The organism is Bacteroidota bacterium (assembly GCA_016722375.1).
GTDB lineage: Bacteria > Bacteroidota > Bacteroidia > Chitinophagales > LD1 > Bog-950.
Genome location: JADKJG010000003.1, coordinates 75,150 through 92,512, shown reverse-complemented (window position 1 = coordinate 92,512; position 17,363 = coordinate 75,150). Strand labels below are relative to the sequence as shown.

Annotated in this window: 13 protein-coding genes, 1 tRNA gene and 1 pseudogene; 7 read left to right on the top strand and 8 right to left on the bottom strand. The window is 43.6% G+C overall.

The genetic code is table 11. The features are described 5' to 3' along the window. The first annotated feature begins 15 nt into the window (after positions 1 to 15). The 5 genes from IPP77_04095 to IPP77_04075 all read left to right on the top strand — a co-directional run bounded on the left by IPP77_04095 (position 16) and on the right by IPP77_04075 (position 5,699). On the top strand, positions 16 to 870 hold the full coding sequence (locus IPP77_04095; GenBank protein ID MBL0308872.1) for a 3-hydroxybutyryl-CoA dehydrogenase: 855 nt from the start codon (positions 16 to 18) through the stop codon (positions 868 to 870). 33 nt (positions 871 to 903) lie between these two features. Next, positions 904 to 985 (top strand) — tRNA-Leu (locus IPP77_04090). Between the two features lie 40 nt (positions 986 to 1,025). Continuing rightward, positions 1,026 to 1,283: a GIY-YIG nuclease family protein gene (locus tag IPP77_04085; protein ID MBL0308871.1), complete on the top strand. Its 258-nt coding sequence runs from the start codon at positions 1,026 to 1,028 to the stop codon at positions 1,281 to 1,283. A gap of 1,096 nt (positions 1,284 to 2,379) precedes the next feature. Then, entirely contained in the window at positions 2,380 to 5,235 is a 2,856-nt protein-coding gene (gene carB, locus IPP77_04080; GenBank protein MBL0308870.1) for a carbamoyl-phosphate synthase large subunit, read from the top strand. 74 nt (positions 5,236 to 5,309) lie between these two features. Beyond that, the gene (locus IPP77_04075) at positions 5,310 to 5,699 is read left to right on the top strand and encodes a hypothetical protein (GenBank protein MBL0308869.1); all 390 of its coding nucleotides are present in this window, start codon (positions 5,310 to 5,312) and stop codon (positions 5,697 to 5,699) included. A gap of 347 nt (positions 5,700 to 6,046) precedes the next feature. Here the strand turns inward: IPP77_04075 and IPP77_04070 are convergent, their stop codons facing one another. From IPP77_04070 to purH, 7 genes are all read right to left on the bottom strand, one after another. Next, positions 6,047 to 6,688: a DNA-3-methyladenine glycosylase I gene (locus tag IPP77_04070; protein ID MBL0308868.1), complete on the bottom strand. Its 642-nt coding sequence runs from the start codon at positions 6,686 to 6,688 to the stop codon at positions 6,047 to 6,049. Between the two features lie 26 nt (positions 6,689 to 6,714). Continuing rightward, complete coding sequence (rodA, locus tag IPP77_04065) at positions 6,715 to 7,980, bottom strand: rod shape-determining protein RodA (protein ID MBL0308867.1); 1,266 nt, start codon at positions 7,978 to 7,980, stop codon at positions 6,715 to 6,717. 15 nt (positions 7,981 to 7,995) lie between these two features. Further along, positions 7,996 to 9,879, bottom strand: coding sequence for a penicillin-binding protein 2 (gene mrdA, locus IPP77_04060; GenBank protein MBL0308866.1), 1,884 nt, complete (start codon positions 9,877 to 9,879; stop codon positions 7,996 to 7,998). Positions 9,880 to 9,903: 24 nt separating this feature from the next. Then, positions 9,904 to 10,425, bottom strand: a complete 522-nt coding sequence (locus IPP77_04055) for a rod shape-determining protein MreD (protein MBL0308865.1) — start codon at positions 10,423 to 10,425, stop codon at positions 9,904 to 9,906. Next, the gene (gene mreC, locus IPP77_04050; GenBank protein ID MBL0308864.1) at positions 10,418 to 11,257 is read right to left on the bottom strand and encodes a rod shape-determining protein MreC; all 840 of its coding nucleotides are present in this window, start codon (positions 11,255 to 11,257) and stop codon (positions 10,418 to 10,420) included. The genes IPP77_04055 and mreC overlap by 8 nt, the downstream gene beginning before the upstream one ends. A 90-nt stretch (positions 11,258 to 11,347) precedes the next feature. Next, entirely contained in the window at positions 11,348 to 12,376 is a 1,029-nt protein-coding gene (locus IPP77_04045; protein ID MBL0308863.1) for a rod shape-determining protein, read from the bottom strand. Between the two features lie 109 nt (positions 12,377 to 12,485). Further along, positions 12,486 to 14,012: a bifunctional phosphoribosylaminoimidazolecarboxamide formyltransferase/IMP cyclohydrolase gene (gene purH / locus IPP77_04040; protein ID MBL0308862.1), complete on the bottom strand. Its 1,527-nt coding sequence runs from the start codon at positions 14,010 to 14,012 to the stop codon at positions 12,486 to 12,488. A 279-nt stretch (positions 14,013 to 14,291) separates the two neighbouring features. Between purH and IPP77_04035 the strand changes: the two genes are divergently transcribed. Next, positions 14,292 to 14,996: a hypothetical protein gene (locus IPP77_04035; protein ID MBL0308861.1), complete on the top strand. Its 705-nt coding sequence runs from the start codon at positions 14,292 to 14,294 to the stop codon at positions 14,994 to 14,996. Further along, positions 14,947 to 15,921 (top strand): T9SS type A sorting domain-containing protein, encoded by a 975-nt coding sequence (locus IPP77_04030; protein ID MBL0308860.1) that lies wholly within the window; start codon positions 14,947 to 14,949, stop codon positions 15,919 to 15,921. Before IPP77_04035 ends, IPP77_04030 begins: the two co-directional genes overlap by 50 nt. 341 nt (positions 15,922 to 16,262) lie before the next feature. On the opposite strand, the pseudogene IPP77_04025 reads toward IPP77_04030, so the two are convergent. Then, positions 16,263 to 17,236, bottom strand: a pseudogene (locus IPP77_04025) (virulence protein RhuM/Fic/DOC family protein). Between the last annotated feature and the right edge of the window lie 127 nt (positions 17,237 to 17,363).

Sequence of the window (17,363 nt, the reverse complement as noted above, 5' to 3'; positions counted from 1 at the left end):
TGGCAAAAATTAGCGATGACTCTCCAAATAAATAAAGTCGGGATTGCAGGTGCAGGAACTATGGGTGCGGGCATCGCCCAAGTATTCGCCCAAGCTCACCTTGAGGTAATTCTATTCGATGTAAATGTTCCTCAATTGGACAAAGCAAAATCTGCCATCCAAAAAAGTCTCGACTATGCCGTTTCCAAAAACAAAATCAGCGCCACAGATAAAGACCATGCACTATCCAAAATCACCTTCTCCCCAGATATAAATTCCCTTAAAGCAGATTTAATCATCGAGGCCATCGTAGAAAAACTGGAAGTAAAACAACAACTGTTTCAAACCCTTGCCCCAATCAATTCCCCCCAAACCATTTTGGCCACCAACACCTCCTCTATTTCCATCACCAAAATAGCCAAAGACATTCCCAATCCGCAACGAATACTGGGCATGCACTTTTTCAACCCAGCTCACTTGATGAAACTGGTCGAGATAATCAGCGGTGCCGAAACATCCCTCGAAACCCTTTCCATCATAAAAGAACTAGCTGCCAGAATCGGAAAAGTAGGCGTGGTCTGCAACGACTCGCCCGGCTTCATCGTCAACCGCGTGGCCCGTCATTACTACGTAGAGAGCCTGCGATTATTAGAAGAAGGCGTAGCCACCATAGAAAACATAGATGCCCTCATGGAATCTGCCGGTTTCAAAATGGGCCCCTTCAAACTCATGGACGTGATTGGAAACGATATAAACTTTGCCGTCACCTCCTCCCTATACGAATCCTTTTATCAAGACCCCAAATTCCGCCCATCGCGCATTCAGCAACAAAAACTAGATGCCGGACACCTCGGAAAGAAATCAGGCAAAGGATTTTACGATTACAGTTGAACGGTTACTTTTGCGCACCTCTGAATGAAGCATGCCCAGGTGGCGAAATTGGTAGACGCGCTCGTTTCAGGTGCGAGAGCCGCAAGGTGTGGGGGTTCGAGTCCCTTCCTGGGCACAAGGAACGTCATTTGACGTTCCTTTTTTATTTTTGGCCAATGTTCACGGTCTATGTTCTTCAATCCATTCATCATGATAAACTATACACCGGATTTACAGAAAACATAGACAGACGCATGTCAGAGCATAATACAGGCAAATCAAAATTCACTTCGGCTTTTCGACCTTGGAAAATTATTTATACGGAACAGGTTAACACAAGAGAAGGAGCGAGAAAACTGGAGAAATACTATAAAACTGCAGCCGGAAAACGACGCCTCAAACACCTGATTGTCGGGGGTTCCCTGCCCGACTGATGCGTCAGCGGTCAGGCGGGGAGTCCCTTCCTGGGCACAAAAAGGAAAGCTGTATAGCTTTCCTTTTTTATTTCCTAAAAATGAACAACAGAATGATGGCGGCAGCCGGGCTTTCGCCTATATCTTTTTCTTAACTCTAAAATATTTTTGGAAAGAAAAAGGATACCGGCTCTATCCTGAGGACAACATGTAAAGGATAGCATAAAATGGATACTATCCTCTACACTTTTTGTCCTTTTTCTAACAATCCGGCGGGCCGGTTAAGGCTTCCCTGCCGCAGCCCCCTACTCCAAGCTTTGTCCAACTTCCCGAAGAGGCTGTTTGGATTTCTGTATAAAAAAAGTGTCTCGCACAGAGCCACGGAGCATCACGGAGAAAATACCTCTGTGTTCTCCGTGCGACATATCAGATTCATAACAAATTCGGTTGTTCAAATCCAAACAGCTTCTAAGACAGAACAATACATAAATCTACGCGCCAACTTTATTCCCCCTTCGGTCCAAAGGACTCCTTTTGAGGGGTTCGGGGTGAGGTGGAACACGAAATCTGAATGGCTTAACTTAATGACATTGTACCTCCATCACCACCACCTCTCGACCCATAAAAATTCTATCTCTACCATAATTCACGAAGTGGCGGTGTCTTTATCCCCCCTTCGGGGTTTAGGGGCAGGCCCTCCGCCAATCAATTCAGGCCCTCCGAAACTAATTTCAGGCCCTCCGCTAAACGTTTCACCCCGTCCGCAAAACATTTCAGGTCGTCCGAAAGTCATTTCATGCCGGGAAAAAGTCATTTCATGCCGTCCGAAAGTCATTTTAGGCCGTCCGCAACAAATTTCAGGTACTCCGCAGCTCATTTCATGCCGTCCGCTGGGAAATATGTACTGCGCACTATACACTTTGCCCATCCCGCAATAGAAGAACACCACAAAAACAAATAGCCAACTGTTAATTGTAAATTGCTCATTGATAATTGCTCATTGTAAATTGTCCTTTCCTCTCCTTTTTTATCTTCGCGCGACTTTTCTGGAGAAGCCATGCCTTCGGCAGCGGTTCATACCCCGAAAGTCGCTTTTACCGGATGCTCAAATTAGAATATGCCACGCGACACTTCCATTAAACACACCCTCATTATCGGCTCCGGCCCCATCATTATTGGCCAAGCCTGCGAATTTGATTACGCCGGCAGTCAGGCTGCTCGCTCCCTCCGCGATGAAGGAATCGAGGTCAGCCTCCTCAACAACAACCCCGCCACCATCATGACTGACCCCGTGGTGGCCGATAACGTTTACCTCCAACCTATTTCCATTGATAGCATTGTAAAGATTCTCGAAGAACAAAAACAGAGAGGCCACACCATTGACTCTGTCCTGCCTACCATGGGCGGACAAACAGCCTTGAACCTCTGTATGGAAGCCTACGAATTGGGTATCTGGGAAAAATTCAATGTGCGCGTTCTCGGTGCCGATTTCAAAGCCATTGAAACTACGGAGAACAGAGAAGCCTTCAGAAAATTTATGGTGCAGTTGGGAATTATGGTGGCACCATCTTTTGTTGCCAATTCATTTTTAGAAGGAAAGGAGGCCGCTCAAAAAATTGGCTTCCCTTTAGTCGTTCGTCCATCTTATACACTGGGTGGAACCGGTGGTTCCTTTGTCCATACCAAAGAAGAATTTGACGAAAAATTGCAACGTGGACTGGCGGCCTCTCCCACCCACGAAGTATTGATTGAAAAGGCAGTACTCGGTTGGAAAGAATATGAACTGGAAGTGATGCGCGACATGAACGACAACTTCGTCGTCATCTGTACCGTCGAGAATTTTGACCCGATGGGAATTCATACCGGCGATTCCATCACCGTAGCGCCTGCTATGACTTTGAGCGATACGGCCTACCAGCGCATGCGCGAATACGCCAAGCGGATGATTAAAGAGATAGGAACTTTCGCCGGAGGATGTAATGTGCAATTTGCGATTGACCCGATGACAGAAGATATTATCTCCGTAGAAATGAACCCGCGCGTGTCGCGTTCATCTGCACTAGCTTCCAAAGCCACCGGATACCCCATTGCGAAGATTGCTGCCAAACTGGCGATAGGCTATACGCTGGATGAATTAAAAAATCAAATCACCAAAACTACTTCTGCCTTCTTTGAACCGGCGCTCGATTATGTGATTGTGAAAATACCACGTTGGAATTTTGACAAGTTCGCCGGTTGCGACGACACACTCGGCTTGCAGATGAAAGCCGTGGGCGAAGTGATGGGTATTGGCAGAAGTTTTCAGGAAGCCTTGCAAAAGGCTTGTCAGTCATTAGAGAATAACCGGATTGGTTTAGGTGCCGACGGCAAAACCTGGGTCAGCACGGAGAATATGTTGGAAGGCATCAAGGTAGCATCTTGGGATAGACTTTTCAGAATCTATGATGCACTCAAGTTGGGTGTTCCCATGAAATCTATTCAAGAAATCACCAAGATTGATCCTTGGTTCCTAAATCAAATAATGGAATTGGTGGACACAGAAAAAGTCACCCGGAAAAAAGAATTGAAAGATATTGGCCACGATGAAATGATGGATCTCAAGCAAAAAGGATATTCCGATTTGCAAATCGCCTGGCTGACAAAAACAACGGAAGATGAAGTTTATAATTATCGCAGCAAAGAATTAGGCATTCGTCGGGTTTATAAATTAGTAGACACCTGTGCCGCCGAATTTGAAGCAAAAACGCCCTATTACTACTCTTCCTTTGAGACGAAATCTCTTGGAGTTGAATTGGCCTCAAATGAATCAACGGTTTCAACAAAAAAGAAAATCATTGTACTTGGCTCTGGCCCTAATCGTATTGGTCAGGGAATTGAATTTGACTATTGCTGTGTTCATGGTGTTTTGGCAATCAAAGAGGCTGGCTATGAAGCCATCATGATGAACTGCAACCCCGAGACAGTTTCTACCGATCCTGATATTGCAGACAAGCTTTATTTTGAACCGGTGTTCTGGGAACATCTCCGCGAACTCATCGAACATGAAAAGCCCGAAGGAGTAGTAGTACAGTTAGGCGGACAAACGGCGCTCAAACTTTCTAAAAATTTACAAGACAATGGCATTAAAATCATCGGCTCCAGCTTTGATGCCATGGATATTGCAGAAGACCGCGAGCGGTTCAGCGATATGTTGAAACAACTGAACATTCCCTATCCAAACTACGGAGCAGCTAAGGATGCGGAACAGGCACTCGAAGTCGCTCACCGCATCGGCTATCCGGTACTGGTCAGGCCTTCTTATGTATTAGGCGGACAGCGAATGCGCATCGTGATTGACGATGAGGAACTGACACAAAGCGTCATCAAAATTCTCAAATTTTTCCCCGACAACAACATCCTGATTGACCACTTTCTCGACCGCGCCGAAGAGGCAGAAGTAGATGCCATTTTCGATGGTGATCAGGTTGAAATCATGGGAATCATGGAACATATCGAGCCGGCAGGTATCCATAGTGGCGACTCGAATGCTGTGCTGCCTCCCTACAATCTTTCAGAAAATGTAATCGCGCAAATGCGTGAGTACACGGAGAAGATTGCCCGAGCACTTGACATTCGCGGACTCATCAACATCCAGTTTGCGATTAAAGATGAAAAGGTGTACGTTATCGAAGCAAACCCACGAGCAAGTCGTACGACACCATTTATTTGCAAAGCATACAATATCCCTTATCTCAATTACGCTACCAAGGTGATGTTGGGAGTGAACAAACTCAAAGACTTTAAATACTTCAAACGACTGGTAGGGTTTGCTATCAAAGAACCGGTATTCAGTTTTGATAAATTTCCGGGTGTCTCTCGCGAGTTGGGCCCTGAAATGAAATCAACCGGAGAATCCATTCTGTTCATCAAAGACCTCTACGATCCATACTTCCGAGATCTGTATAAGAAGAAGAGTATGATGTTGAGCAGGTAGAATTTTATTTACACCATTCGGCAATAAGATTCAGGGACTTATACCTTATCTTCGTATCTATTTAAGTATATCTCATGGCGAAATTAAAATTGAAAGCATCTTATCCGATATCAAAGGGAAAACTGGAAACCCGTTTGTCGCTAATTTCTTTTGAAGAAGACGGAGTGACCATCATCTATTCTCCGGCATTGGATTTGTCCGGTAGTGGCTATGATTTGAATCAAGCTAAGGCTTCTTTTTGGGAAGCGTTGAATGAATTTTTTCGCTATACCGTGAACAAAAATACTTTGGCAGTTGAGTTAAAAAGATTGGGATGGGATATCAAAGGCACTAAGCTGAATAGGAAAGTATCCTCCCCTGACTTTACCACTCTCTTAAAGCAAAATGAAGAGTTCAGGGATATTGTAAGTAATAAAGAATTCAGCAAGTTCAACGAAACCGTACAGATTCCCGTCTTTGCCTGATGTCTTCCCACAAACTTTCCAATGTTTCTTTGGCAGATTACCGCCTGTTTTTGAAGAAAACAGAATGTAAAGTAATCCGCACTTCCGGAGGACATGAACATTGGACGCGCAAAGACCTAAACCGTCCCATTACTGTTCAAACTCATGTAGACCCAGTTCCTGAATTTATTATCCGTAATGCTTTAAGATCTCTCGGTTTATCTAAGAAAGATTTTTTTGAGATATTGTTTCATGAGTGATTTTTACTTCCGGGATCTGTATAAGAAGAAGAGTATGATGTTGAATAGGTAGAAAAATCTGCTGTCAAAAGATGCTGAAAATATAACTCGCTTAGAATTTTAGGATGGCTACCTTATTTTTTTCTCATCACAATCCATCAGGTGGTCGTTCACGATTCCTACTGCCTGCATAAAAGCATAGCAAATAGTTGCGCCTCGGAATTTGAAACCGCGTTTACCCATATCAGCACTCATCTGGTCGCTGATTTCTGTTTTAGGGGGAAGGTCTTTTAAAGTTTTATGTTGGTTCACTAAGGTTTTACCACCGGTAAAGCTCCAAACATACTTGTCAAAGGAACCAAACTCTTTTTGAATTTCGAGAAAGCGCCGTGCGTTGTTGATGGCGGCGCGTATCTTCAATTGATTGCGGATGATGCCCGCATCCTGCATCAGAGACTCGTATTTTTTCTCATCATACTTGGATACTTTCTTAGCGTCAAATTGCGCAAAGGCTTTGCGAAAGTTCTCTCTTTTTTTCAAAATTGTCAACCAACTTAATCCCGCCTGAAAGATTTCCAACACTAAAAATTCAAACAGCAAGGTGTCATCATGCACCGGTCTGCCCCATTCCTCATCGTGATATTTTACATAAATCGGATTGCTGAGACACCAGCCGCAACGGATTTTCCCATCATTCGGTCCTGCATACTTTTCCTTTACCGATTTAGACTTTGATTTTTTGGGTACGGATATTTTCTTTTTAGTTACCATGAAGAGAAAATTTGATTAAAAAATGACTAACGCATCATTTCAAAGCGCTGTGTATCCAGACGGATGAAAACAAAGAGCAGCACGGTGAAGGAAAGCAGAGACGATCCGCCATAACTGATAAAGGGTAAGGGGATGCCGATGACCGGAGCAACACCGATAGTCATTCCAATGTTGATTAGAAAATGAAAAAACAAAATACTGGCTACACAATAACCATAGACTCTACTGTAGCGCGAGCGCTGTCGTTCTGCCATAAACAGCAATCTGAAAAACAAGGCGAGATATATCAGGATTAAAGCTGTGCTTCCAACAAACCCAAATTCCTCACCGATAGAACTAAAAATGAAATCGGTACTTTGTTCCGGAACAAATTTCAATTTTGTTTGTGTGCCGTTCAGGTAGCCTTTCCCGATGAATCCACCGGAGCCAATGGCAATAATGGACTGACGGATATTCCAGTCTCGGCCTTCTTCTACTTCTTTCCCAAGCAATACATTAATGCGATCTTTCTGGTGTGGCTTCAAAATTTTATTGAAGGCAAAGTTTACGGAAAAAATATAGGCGGTAGAGAGAACCCAAATTGCTAAAATGGTCCATACCACTTTTCGTTTTTTAAAGAAATTGTAAATCAAGATAGCAGCAAGTACAGATAATATGCCGCCGATGATATAGGGGCTGAACAACAGAGCTAGCAACGACAAAACCACCACCGATGCGCCAACTATAAGAAAATAGGATTCCAATCCCTCACGAAATAAGACGAGTGCCAGGGCAACAAATACAACTGCGAAGCCTGCATCTCCCTGCACCAATACAATTACCATTGGAATGCCAATAAGCGCAAAGACCTTCCATTTGTCGCGCCATTTCCGCATATCAACGTTCAGGTTGGAAAAATACTTGGCCAAAGCCAAACTCACCGCAAACTTAGCCAACTCAGAGGGTTGCAATTGAAATCCTCCGAAACGTATCCAGTTTCGTTGTCCCTTCACTTCAACCCCTATGAACATCACCGCCACTACTAACAACAAGATCAATACATATACCGGATAGGAAAACGTGACGTAGAAACGCGAGTCCACTATGAGAATGGCCGCCGCAATAATTATAGAGGCAATCATCCACTGCAATTGCTTTCCGCTGTTGGTAGTTGAACTGAAAATGTTTCTGGTCTCATCGCTGTAAACAGCTGAATAGATAGTCAGCCAACCAATCAACACCAACGCAAAATATAGCAGGACCGTTATCCAATCTATCTTCCCTGTAAATGACTCCTGTTTGCGCTTTATCATGATTATCCAATCATACTATTCATCGCCTTCGGCACTCATTTGTGCCGATTTATTAATACTCACTCCGTATTTATGCAATAGATTTGATTCAAACATTCTCTTTTCTATCGGTAGCCTTTTGGTTTGAATCGTATCGTTCAAATATTTTTCAACCATTAAACTGGCAATTGGAGCGGCAAAGACTCCGCCATAGCCCCCGTTTTCAACCACCACGGCGATGGCGATTTTCGGATTGTCTTTTGGGGCGAACCCTGCAAACATAGAGTGATGATCGCCATGCGGGTTTTGCGCTGTACCAGTTTTGCCACACATAGTGATACCTTCTACTCTAGCTGCTCTAGCGGTACCCATTTCCACTACTTGGAATAACCCTTCAATCACAGGCTCAAAGTGTTCTTTATTTATACTAGCCGTATGCTTTTCATACTTGTGGGTTACATCTTTTCCGGTTAGTGGGTCGGTAATCTTTTTGACAATGTGAGGTGTAATATAGTACCCCTGATTAGCAATACAGGCATACATGTTTGCCATTTGAATAGGCGTAGTGAGCACCTCTCCTTGGCCGATGCCCAACGAGATAATGGTAGAGGAATGCCAACCGGTTTCACCATAGAGTTTATCAAAATACTTTACTGAAGGAATATTGCCGGTAACTTCGCTGGGAAGGTCTACACCGGTTCTAACACCAAGCCCAAAACTTTTGCAATACTCCACCCATTTTCCGTAAGCATCCTGAATACGAGGGTAGTTCCGGTTTTCAATTGTGTTGCGAAAGGTTTGCCAGAAGTATGGATTACAAGATTGTTGCAGTGCATACTGGATATTCGTTGCGGAAGGATGGTGATGCGAACAATGAAGTGACAATCCTGCAAAATGGTACATCCCATTACATGGAACCGTATAATTGACTCCTTGCACGCCCTCGTTCAAAGCGATTAGGGCAACAATGGGTTTGAAGGATGAGCCAGGTGGATAGGTGGCTAAGGTTGGCCGGGAGTATAAAGGCAGCAAAGTATCGGAAAGAAGTTGTTTGAAATTATGACCGCGCACCGCGCCACATAATAGATTCGGATCATAGCCCGGACTGCTGACTAGAGCTAGTATTTCACCAGTGGAAGGTTCAATGGCAACGATGCTCCCCTTTTTATTCTGCATCAGTTTTTCACCATATTCCTGTAATAGAATATCCAGTGTGGCCACTACATTGTCACCCGAAACGGAAAGCGTATCGAACTCCCCGTTACTGAAACTCCCCATTTCACGGTTGTGTACATCTACAAAAACAAATTTTTTACCGCGTCGCCCGCCCAATTCTTTCTCATAAACTTTTTCAATGCCGCTTTTCCCTACGTAATCTCCCGGTTTATAATAGCCGTTTGATTTGTCAATCTGTTTGTCGTCCACTTCGCCAATGTCGCCAAGAATAGTAGCAGCTACCCGGTGTGGGTATTTACGGATGGTGCGAACCTGCCCATAGAAACCCGGAAAGAGATAAAGATATTCTTGCAGGCGCGAATAGTCTTTCAAAGAAATTTGTTTGATAAATACGTTTGGTTTATAGGAAGAATATCCTCTTGATTTTTTCATTTGAACAAAGCGATCATCCAAATCTTCCTTCGTCAGATCAAGTAGTGCGCACATTCTGGCAGTGTCAAAACCTTTGGACTGGCGAGGAATCACCATCAAATCATAAATGGCTTCGTTATAAACCACCAATTCCCCCTTACGATCATAAACCAAGCCACGGGTGGGATAAATGTCCAACTCCTTGATGGCATTGTTGCGTGCTTGTGTCACATATTTTGTGTCAATCACTTGGACATAAAACAGCCGCAACAAAAACACCACCGCAAATGAAACGATGATGGTTTGAATAATCTTATACCGGGTTTTAAAAATATCCTTGCTCAACGAGATAGGGAGTTAAACGAAACGACGTTTCCTCCTTGCCGAAAACAAAAAGAGGAAGATCAACATAAAGAAAACAGAAGCGACAGTGCTCAAAATAATTTTCAACATTTGTAGGAAAAAGTTGAGAAAAGTGGCGGCCTCTACAAGAAAATAAAAGAAGAGGTACAGGAACATTGAAATGCCGAGATAAAACACAAACCAAGTTACGCCTTGAGCATAAATATTAGGGCTGATTTCGAATTCGGTTCCTTTGGGTGTAATGGCATTAATTAGGAAAGGACGCAGATACCCTATTAAAACTCCAGCAGCGGCGTGCATGCCAGTAGATCCCAGAAATATATCCAGCGTCAAACCGGATATAAAGCCCAACAACATTAGCAGCCAACGAGGCGTTTCAAACGGCAAGAGTAAAACGAACAAAGGGAAAACATAAGGAATAACCAGCGAACTCAGATTCATGTTGCTGAAAAGAATGACCTGCACCAAAAGCAAGAGCAGGAGCCGAAAGAGTATGACCGGAATCTGGTTAATCATGTTTTACAGTAGAGCTGTCTAATTTAGCCAATTCGCTTTTCTTCAGGTCATTCACGATATAGACATAACTTAGGTTCCCAAAGTTAGTGGAAAGAGCGATGGTAATGTCGAGAAAGTTTTTGTCGGCCTGCGCTTTCATTTTTTTAACCGTCCCTATCATGATATTCCTTGGAAATAGCTCTGAGAAACCGCTGGTCACAATAGTATCACCTACCACCACCGGCACATGCTTTGGTATTTCTTCCAGAATAGCAATGTTAGACTGCATACCGGTCCAATGTAGATTGCCGAAGTAATCGTTCTTTTTGAATTTAGCACTTACCTTAAAATCTTTACTCAATACACTCATTGCTACAGCATAGTGATCGGTCACGTTGATAACCTGTCCCACAATCCCGTTGGCATTGATCACCCCCATTTGTTTACTAATTCCCTGAAGGCTTCCTTTATTAAGATAAATGAGATTGGACGATTGATTGACCGAATTGCGAATCACCCGCGCTGTCAAATACTTGTATTGCTGGATATATTTTCCACTCGAATCGCTCACGCTGCCAGAATCTATCCGATTATCATATTGAGATTCGAGCAGCTGAGCCCGAAGCTCAGCGTTCTCGACCACTAGGCTGTCGTTTATTTTTCCAAGATATAGGTAATCGGTCACTCCTGAATAAGTTTCATACACCTGCCCGCTCATGTTATTGGCTATATTGATAAATGCAGCGTGTTGATAGCGGTTGTTTCGATAAATAAGATAAAAACAAAAAACTTCCAGCGAGAGAAAAAGAAAGAAAAGATGGTAGCGGACGAAAAATCGAAAGAGATTATACACTTGTAAAAGTTTACGGTCTTCGGTTTGCAGTTCACGGAAAATACAAACCTATATTATGGTCAACCGTGAACAGCCAACTGTCAACTTTGTTTAATCATCCATTAGGAAAGTGAACCGGTCAATGTTCTTGAGTGCGATACCTGTTCCACGCACTACCGCCCGTAGGGGGTCTTCTGCTACATGAACCGGTAATTTCGTTTTTTGACTAATCCGTTTATCAAGGCCGCGCAATAACGCACCTCCACCGGTGAGGTATAAACCGGTTTTAAAAATATCAGCCGCCAATTCCGGTGGTGTAGTTTCTAACGCTTTCAAAATTGCTTCTTCAATTTTTGAAATAGACTTGTCAATGGCATGTGCGATTTCTGAATACGATACAATAATCTGTTTTGGAATACCGGTCATCAAATCGCGACCATTCACCGCAAAATCATCGGGCGGAGTATCCAAATCAGTCAAAGCAGATCCTACATGGATTTTAATCTTTTCAGCCGTTCTTTCGCCAATCAGCATGTTGTGCTGACGACGCATATAGTCCACAATATCCAAAGTAAATTCATCACCTGCTACGCGAATAGATTGGTCACACACAATTCCTGAAAGGGCAATCACCGCAATCTCGGTTGTTCCACCGCCAATATCAATGATCATGTTGCCGTTGGGCTCTTCCACATCAATACCGATTCCAATGGCGGCGGCCATGGGCTCATGAATCATTTTTACTTCTTGCCCTCCTGCCTGTTCTGCCGAATCTTTCACCGCGCGTTTCTCTACCTCGGTAATGCCTGATGGAATACAAATCACCATTCGATAGCGTGGCGGAAATAGTGGCTTCTTCTTATCATAGATCATATTGATCATTTCCCGTATCATGCTTTCCGCTGCACGGAAATCGGCAATCACCCCGTCCTTCAACGGACGAACCGTCTTGATGTTCTCATGCGTTTTTTCATGCATCTGCATCGCGCGTTGCCCTACGGCAATCACTTTATCGGTGCGCCGATCAATAGCCACTATAGAAGGCTCATCCACCACCACTTTGTCGTTGTGAACAATCAGTGTGTTCGCCGTGCCTAAGTCTATGGCGATTTCCTGGGTTAAAAAATTAAACAAAGCCATGCTTTGAACGGGTTTCTAAGGGTTTGCAATGGTGCGCAAAGTAGAGAAAAACTAATCATTATTCTCCTGCTTTATAAACAAAGTCATGTTTCCTGTATAGCCGGAAGTATCAATGCCTAAAATGCCGGATCCCGGTCATCACCATCGCTTGATTGTTTTTGTTGGCCGCATCCACCGAATCCTGATCCTTGATACTGCCTCCCGGTTGGGCAATGGCGGTGATGCCCGCCTCGTGGGCAATAGCTACACAATCCGGAAATGGAAAGAAAGCATCGCTGGCCATGACCGCGCCATTCAGGGCAAATCCAAATTCCTTGGCCTTTTTGATCGCGCCTTGCAGGGCATCTACACGAGAGGTTTGTCCGCAGCCCATGCCAACCAATTGCTGATTCCTCACCAGAGCAATACCGTTGGATTTAAGATGCTTCACCGCTTTTACCGCAAAAGCCAAATCCGCCATTTCCTGTTTGGTAGGGGCTTGTGAAGTAGCTACCTTGAATTCATTTTGACCTTCAATCTTTAAATCAGCTTCTTGTTCCAAAACGCCGTTCAACAAACTCTTGTATTGTTTTGCCTGAGGTCTTATGTCTGATTTCTTGAGTCTGATAATAATTCTATTCTTCTTAGATTTTAAAACAGCCAAAGCATCTTCATCGAATGAGGGAGCCATCAACACTTCAAAGAAAAGAGTGTTCATTTCTTTGGCAGTTGCCAAATCAATATTGCGATTGGCAGCAATGATTCCACCGAAGGCAGAAATTGTATCGCAGGCAAAGGCGGCCTTGTATGCTTCGGTGATATTGTTCCGCGAAGCCAGACCGCAGCTATTGGTGTGCTTGATGATGGCTACGGTGGGCTCATCAAATTCAGCGAGCAGGCTCAAAGAAGCATCTACATCCACTAGGTTGTTGTAGGATAATTCTTTTCCGTTCAAAATGTCGAAAATCTCGTTCAAATCGCCATAGAAAAGGCCTCGCTGATGTGGGTTCTCTCCATAGCGAAGCACCTTGCCATTCAGCTCGCTTTTCTTGAAAACATCGAAGCCCGAATCGCGGTTGAAATATTCAAAAATACGGGTGTCATAATGAGAAGAAACCATGAAGGCTTTAGTGGCAAATTTCTTGCGGTCGTCTATATCCGAAATCCCTTTTTTAGTTTGAAGCAATTCCAACAAAGTGCTGTAATCATCTTTAGAAGCCACGATGATGGCATCCTTAAAATTCTTTGCGGCGGCACGAATCAGAGAGATGCCACCGATGTCTATTTTCTCGATAATCTCATCAGCACTTTTCCCCGCCTTTAGCGTCTCTTCAAATGGGTAGAGGTCCACGATAACTAAATCAATTTCAGGAATCTCATATTGCTTCATCTCCTGCCGGTCACTTTCCGTATCCCTCCTTCCCAGAATTCCTCCAAAAACCTTTGGGTGAAGGGTTTTTACTCGTCCACCTAGAATAGAAGGGTAGGAGGTAAGATTCTCTACAGCGGTTACCTGAATGCCCAATCCTTCAATGAAACTCTGGGTGCCACCGGTAGAATATATTTTGACTCCAAGGTGATGGAGTTCCTTCACAATCAGGTCTAGCTTGTCTTTATAATAAACGGAGATGAGCGCTGATTTGATCTGTTTTTGCATGGGGAGGGAATTTGCGCGCAAAAGTAGTTTTTGAAATTGGATTCCCGATAAAAAAGAGTCCGAAACATAAATGCTCCCAATTCAAAAAGTCCGCACAATCTTCCGGTTAATAGCATAGGCAATTCGCGAAGAGATAAAGCTATATTGATGCACAGTGAACTTTTATAGGTTTGGTACGCCGCCCCAGCCGTTCAAGACGATATGGTTCGCCCAAGTAGAAAAGCCAGACAGTTATTCCTACGGAATTTCTAATTTTACCTTACCTAAAAAACATTTATTATGAAAAACATTTACGCTTTTCTTGTGCTGACAATGGTGGTGTTGAATAGTCGTGCACAATTCAGTTCAGACAATTTGCATCCAATGGCTCTATGCAATGCAACGGGAAATCAAACTAATATTCAGGTGCTTGACGACGGTAGCGGCGGATATTTTGTTTTTTGGTTGGATAACCGACTTGATGCAGGCAAAAAACAGGTGTATGCGCAACATTTGGATCAGGATGGACTGGCACAATGGGCGGCTGACGGGAAGGTACTAACTGACACCGGTCGGAACACCACGGGCTATCGGGTGGCGGCCTGGCAGTCGGGCGTGCTGCTTAGTTGGTTTCAACAAGGTTTTACAAATGCACACGATACGGTGTTCTGCAAATATATTAGTAGTGCGGGCAGCGATCTGTGGGCACAGCCAACAACAGTAGCCTATAGTGGAAATGGATTTCTCTATATGGATCTGCCCGGGTTCAATATTTTTCCGAATGATTCGGGTGCTTTTATTGTGCACTCTTACACATATACTGGCGGCTCAAGTGGCTTAACGTACAACCGCATAGATTTTAACGGCAATCTTCGATGGCCGGCACTTTCAAAAACCCAAACACTTTATGGTTATGACTATCGCTCGCAGACGGATAATCAAAATGGTTTTTGCCTTGTCGAAAGGAAATGGTGTGGGATCTACCATGTATATACAGCGTTTTGATTTGCAAGGAAATATGATGTGGGTCAATCCTCTTGATATTACTTCAGGGGGTACGCTCAACGGGTTTTCGGGTAATATCACTATGCAGCCCGATGCGCGAGGGAATCTTTATGTCGTCTGGGACAATTCGAGTTCGAACGTAGTGGCTACAAAGGTTACCGCACAAGGAGCCTTTGCGTGGTCAAACCTCAGGGTACGCATGTCTGACACGTCGCAATACTTTCCGCAACATTCTTCCGCCAAGTTGGTGGGCGACACCCTTTATGTTACCTGGGTGGAGTCAAGAAAACTTCCAACATATTTCAGCATGATCCAAAAATTGGATTCATCGGGTAATAAACAGCTCATTGCTTCGGGAATGATGGTGGATACCTCTAGCGGAGTTTATGGATTTCCTAAACTGGCAGTCAGCGACAGCGGCTCTATAGTCAACGTTTGGCAAGGATTGGAAAGCTCCGTCTTGGCCATTCAGCGCATTCGTCCGGACGGTTCAAGAACTTGGCCCGGTAATAGGAAAGTACTTAGTGCCGACCGACAAAATTTGATCACTGATAGTGACTATGAAGTATTGGATAATAACCAAGGCTGTAATGTTGTTTTCTGGGCATCAAACTATTCGAATGTTTTTGGTGCGGAAGCTTGTAGCCCTTCGATTATTTCGGGGCTACAACTATCAGAAGATAATACACCTGCTTTTGAAGTCTATCCCAATCCTTCTGATGGGGTGTGGCGTTTTCAAAACATTCCGGAAGGAACTGAAAATCTGGTCCTTAGTTCTACATCAGGAACTCGTATTGCTACTTTGCCTGTTACCGGAAAAGAAGAACCGGTACTCAGCATTGGTGGTTTATCGCCGGGTATTTACTTCATTTCTGTTGATGGAAAGGAGCATAGCTTCACCAGAAAAGTGATAGTAGGGAGATAATTCCTTCGGGCAGAGGCACCCCTACTGATCGTGGGCTATAAATCGTTGCTTGATTACTATTTCAAAGTAGCTCTACAGTTTTCTGGACCGCTGTATGCGTGACCCGCATAGCCTGTCCCGACTATTTTACCGGGAGGCGGCGGTTTGCTTCACCCGCCTTTCGGTGGGTTTGTCTTTTTCGTTCCGAGCCTTTTTATGGGTGTTCTGAACTAAAAGACGATGCAAATATAATGGCTAAAAACACTAAAGTCAATAGCCGAATGAAAAATAAATCCAATTGTCGTTGTAAAGGCCTGATTCGTAAGGCAATAAAAATTATCCACAGAGGATAAAAAGGGCTTTTATCTGCTGTCTGCAATCAAAGCAATAATCAACTGGACGATGATTTCCTTATCTTCAGGACTGCTTTGTGCCACTAGAAGTGCGATGGCTGTAAGTCCGGTATCATTGATTTTTAACTCCCCATTGCTTTTGAAGCGATGTTTATTTTTCTCCAAAAACCAAACAAATAAAAACGCACCTATCCGCTTATTGCCATCATTGAAAGAGTGGTTCTTGATAACAAAGTACAACAAGTGAGCCGCCTGCTCTTCTATGCTCGGATATAGATACTGTCCTCCGAAGGTTTGTACGATATTACCCAGAGAGCTTTTAAACCCTTCATCTTTTTCGTTACCGAATAGAACCGTTGCCTCCTTTTTTCGCCATCAATTGTTTTCAACTCAGCTACTGCATTTTTGGCTTCCGAATATTCTATCTCATAAGTAATAGTTTCGTTCAACTTGCCGGGTTGGAGCTTGTGGCTGTCATACTGATTGAGTAGCACAAAACTTCTAGTGTAATGGCTCAGGATTTCGAGCAATCCTTTGGCTTCCTGCAATTGCAGCGTTTCGGTTTTGCCCGATTTTTCAATGAGTTGAACCATTTTGCCCAGTTCCTCTAAGCGTTTTTTGTTGATGGCGTAGCCATTCACCAAATAATCTTTTAACCGTTGGGTTGCCCAAACCCTAAATTGGGTAGCTCTTTGTGAATTAATTCTATAGCCTACAGATATAATCATGTCAAGATTATATACCTCAACATTTCGGGCTACCATTCGCTTGCCCTCTTTTTGAACTATTTCCATTTTGGAAATAGTTGCTTTGTTTAATTCCCTATCGCTAATAATATTTTTGATGTGTTTATTCACTGCTGGAACTTCGGTGCCAAATACCACCGCAATTTCCTTTTGCGTTAACCAAACCGTCTCTTCTTCAAACCGCACCTCCACATGTGTTTGATTATCTGGCGTTTCGTATATCTCTATCTGATTCATTTCGTCCTGATTGGAATGGCTGCATATTTAGTGCTTTTAATGTTTTGAGGTTTATGACCCTTGGCAGGTAGGGCAATAGAAATTATCAACAGGGGAATAAATCCGATGTTTTGTGGATGTTAAACCG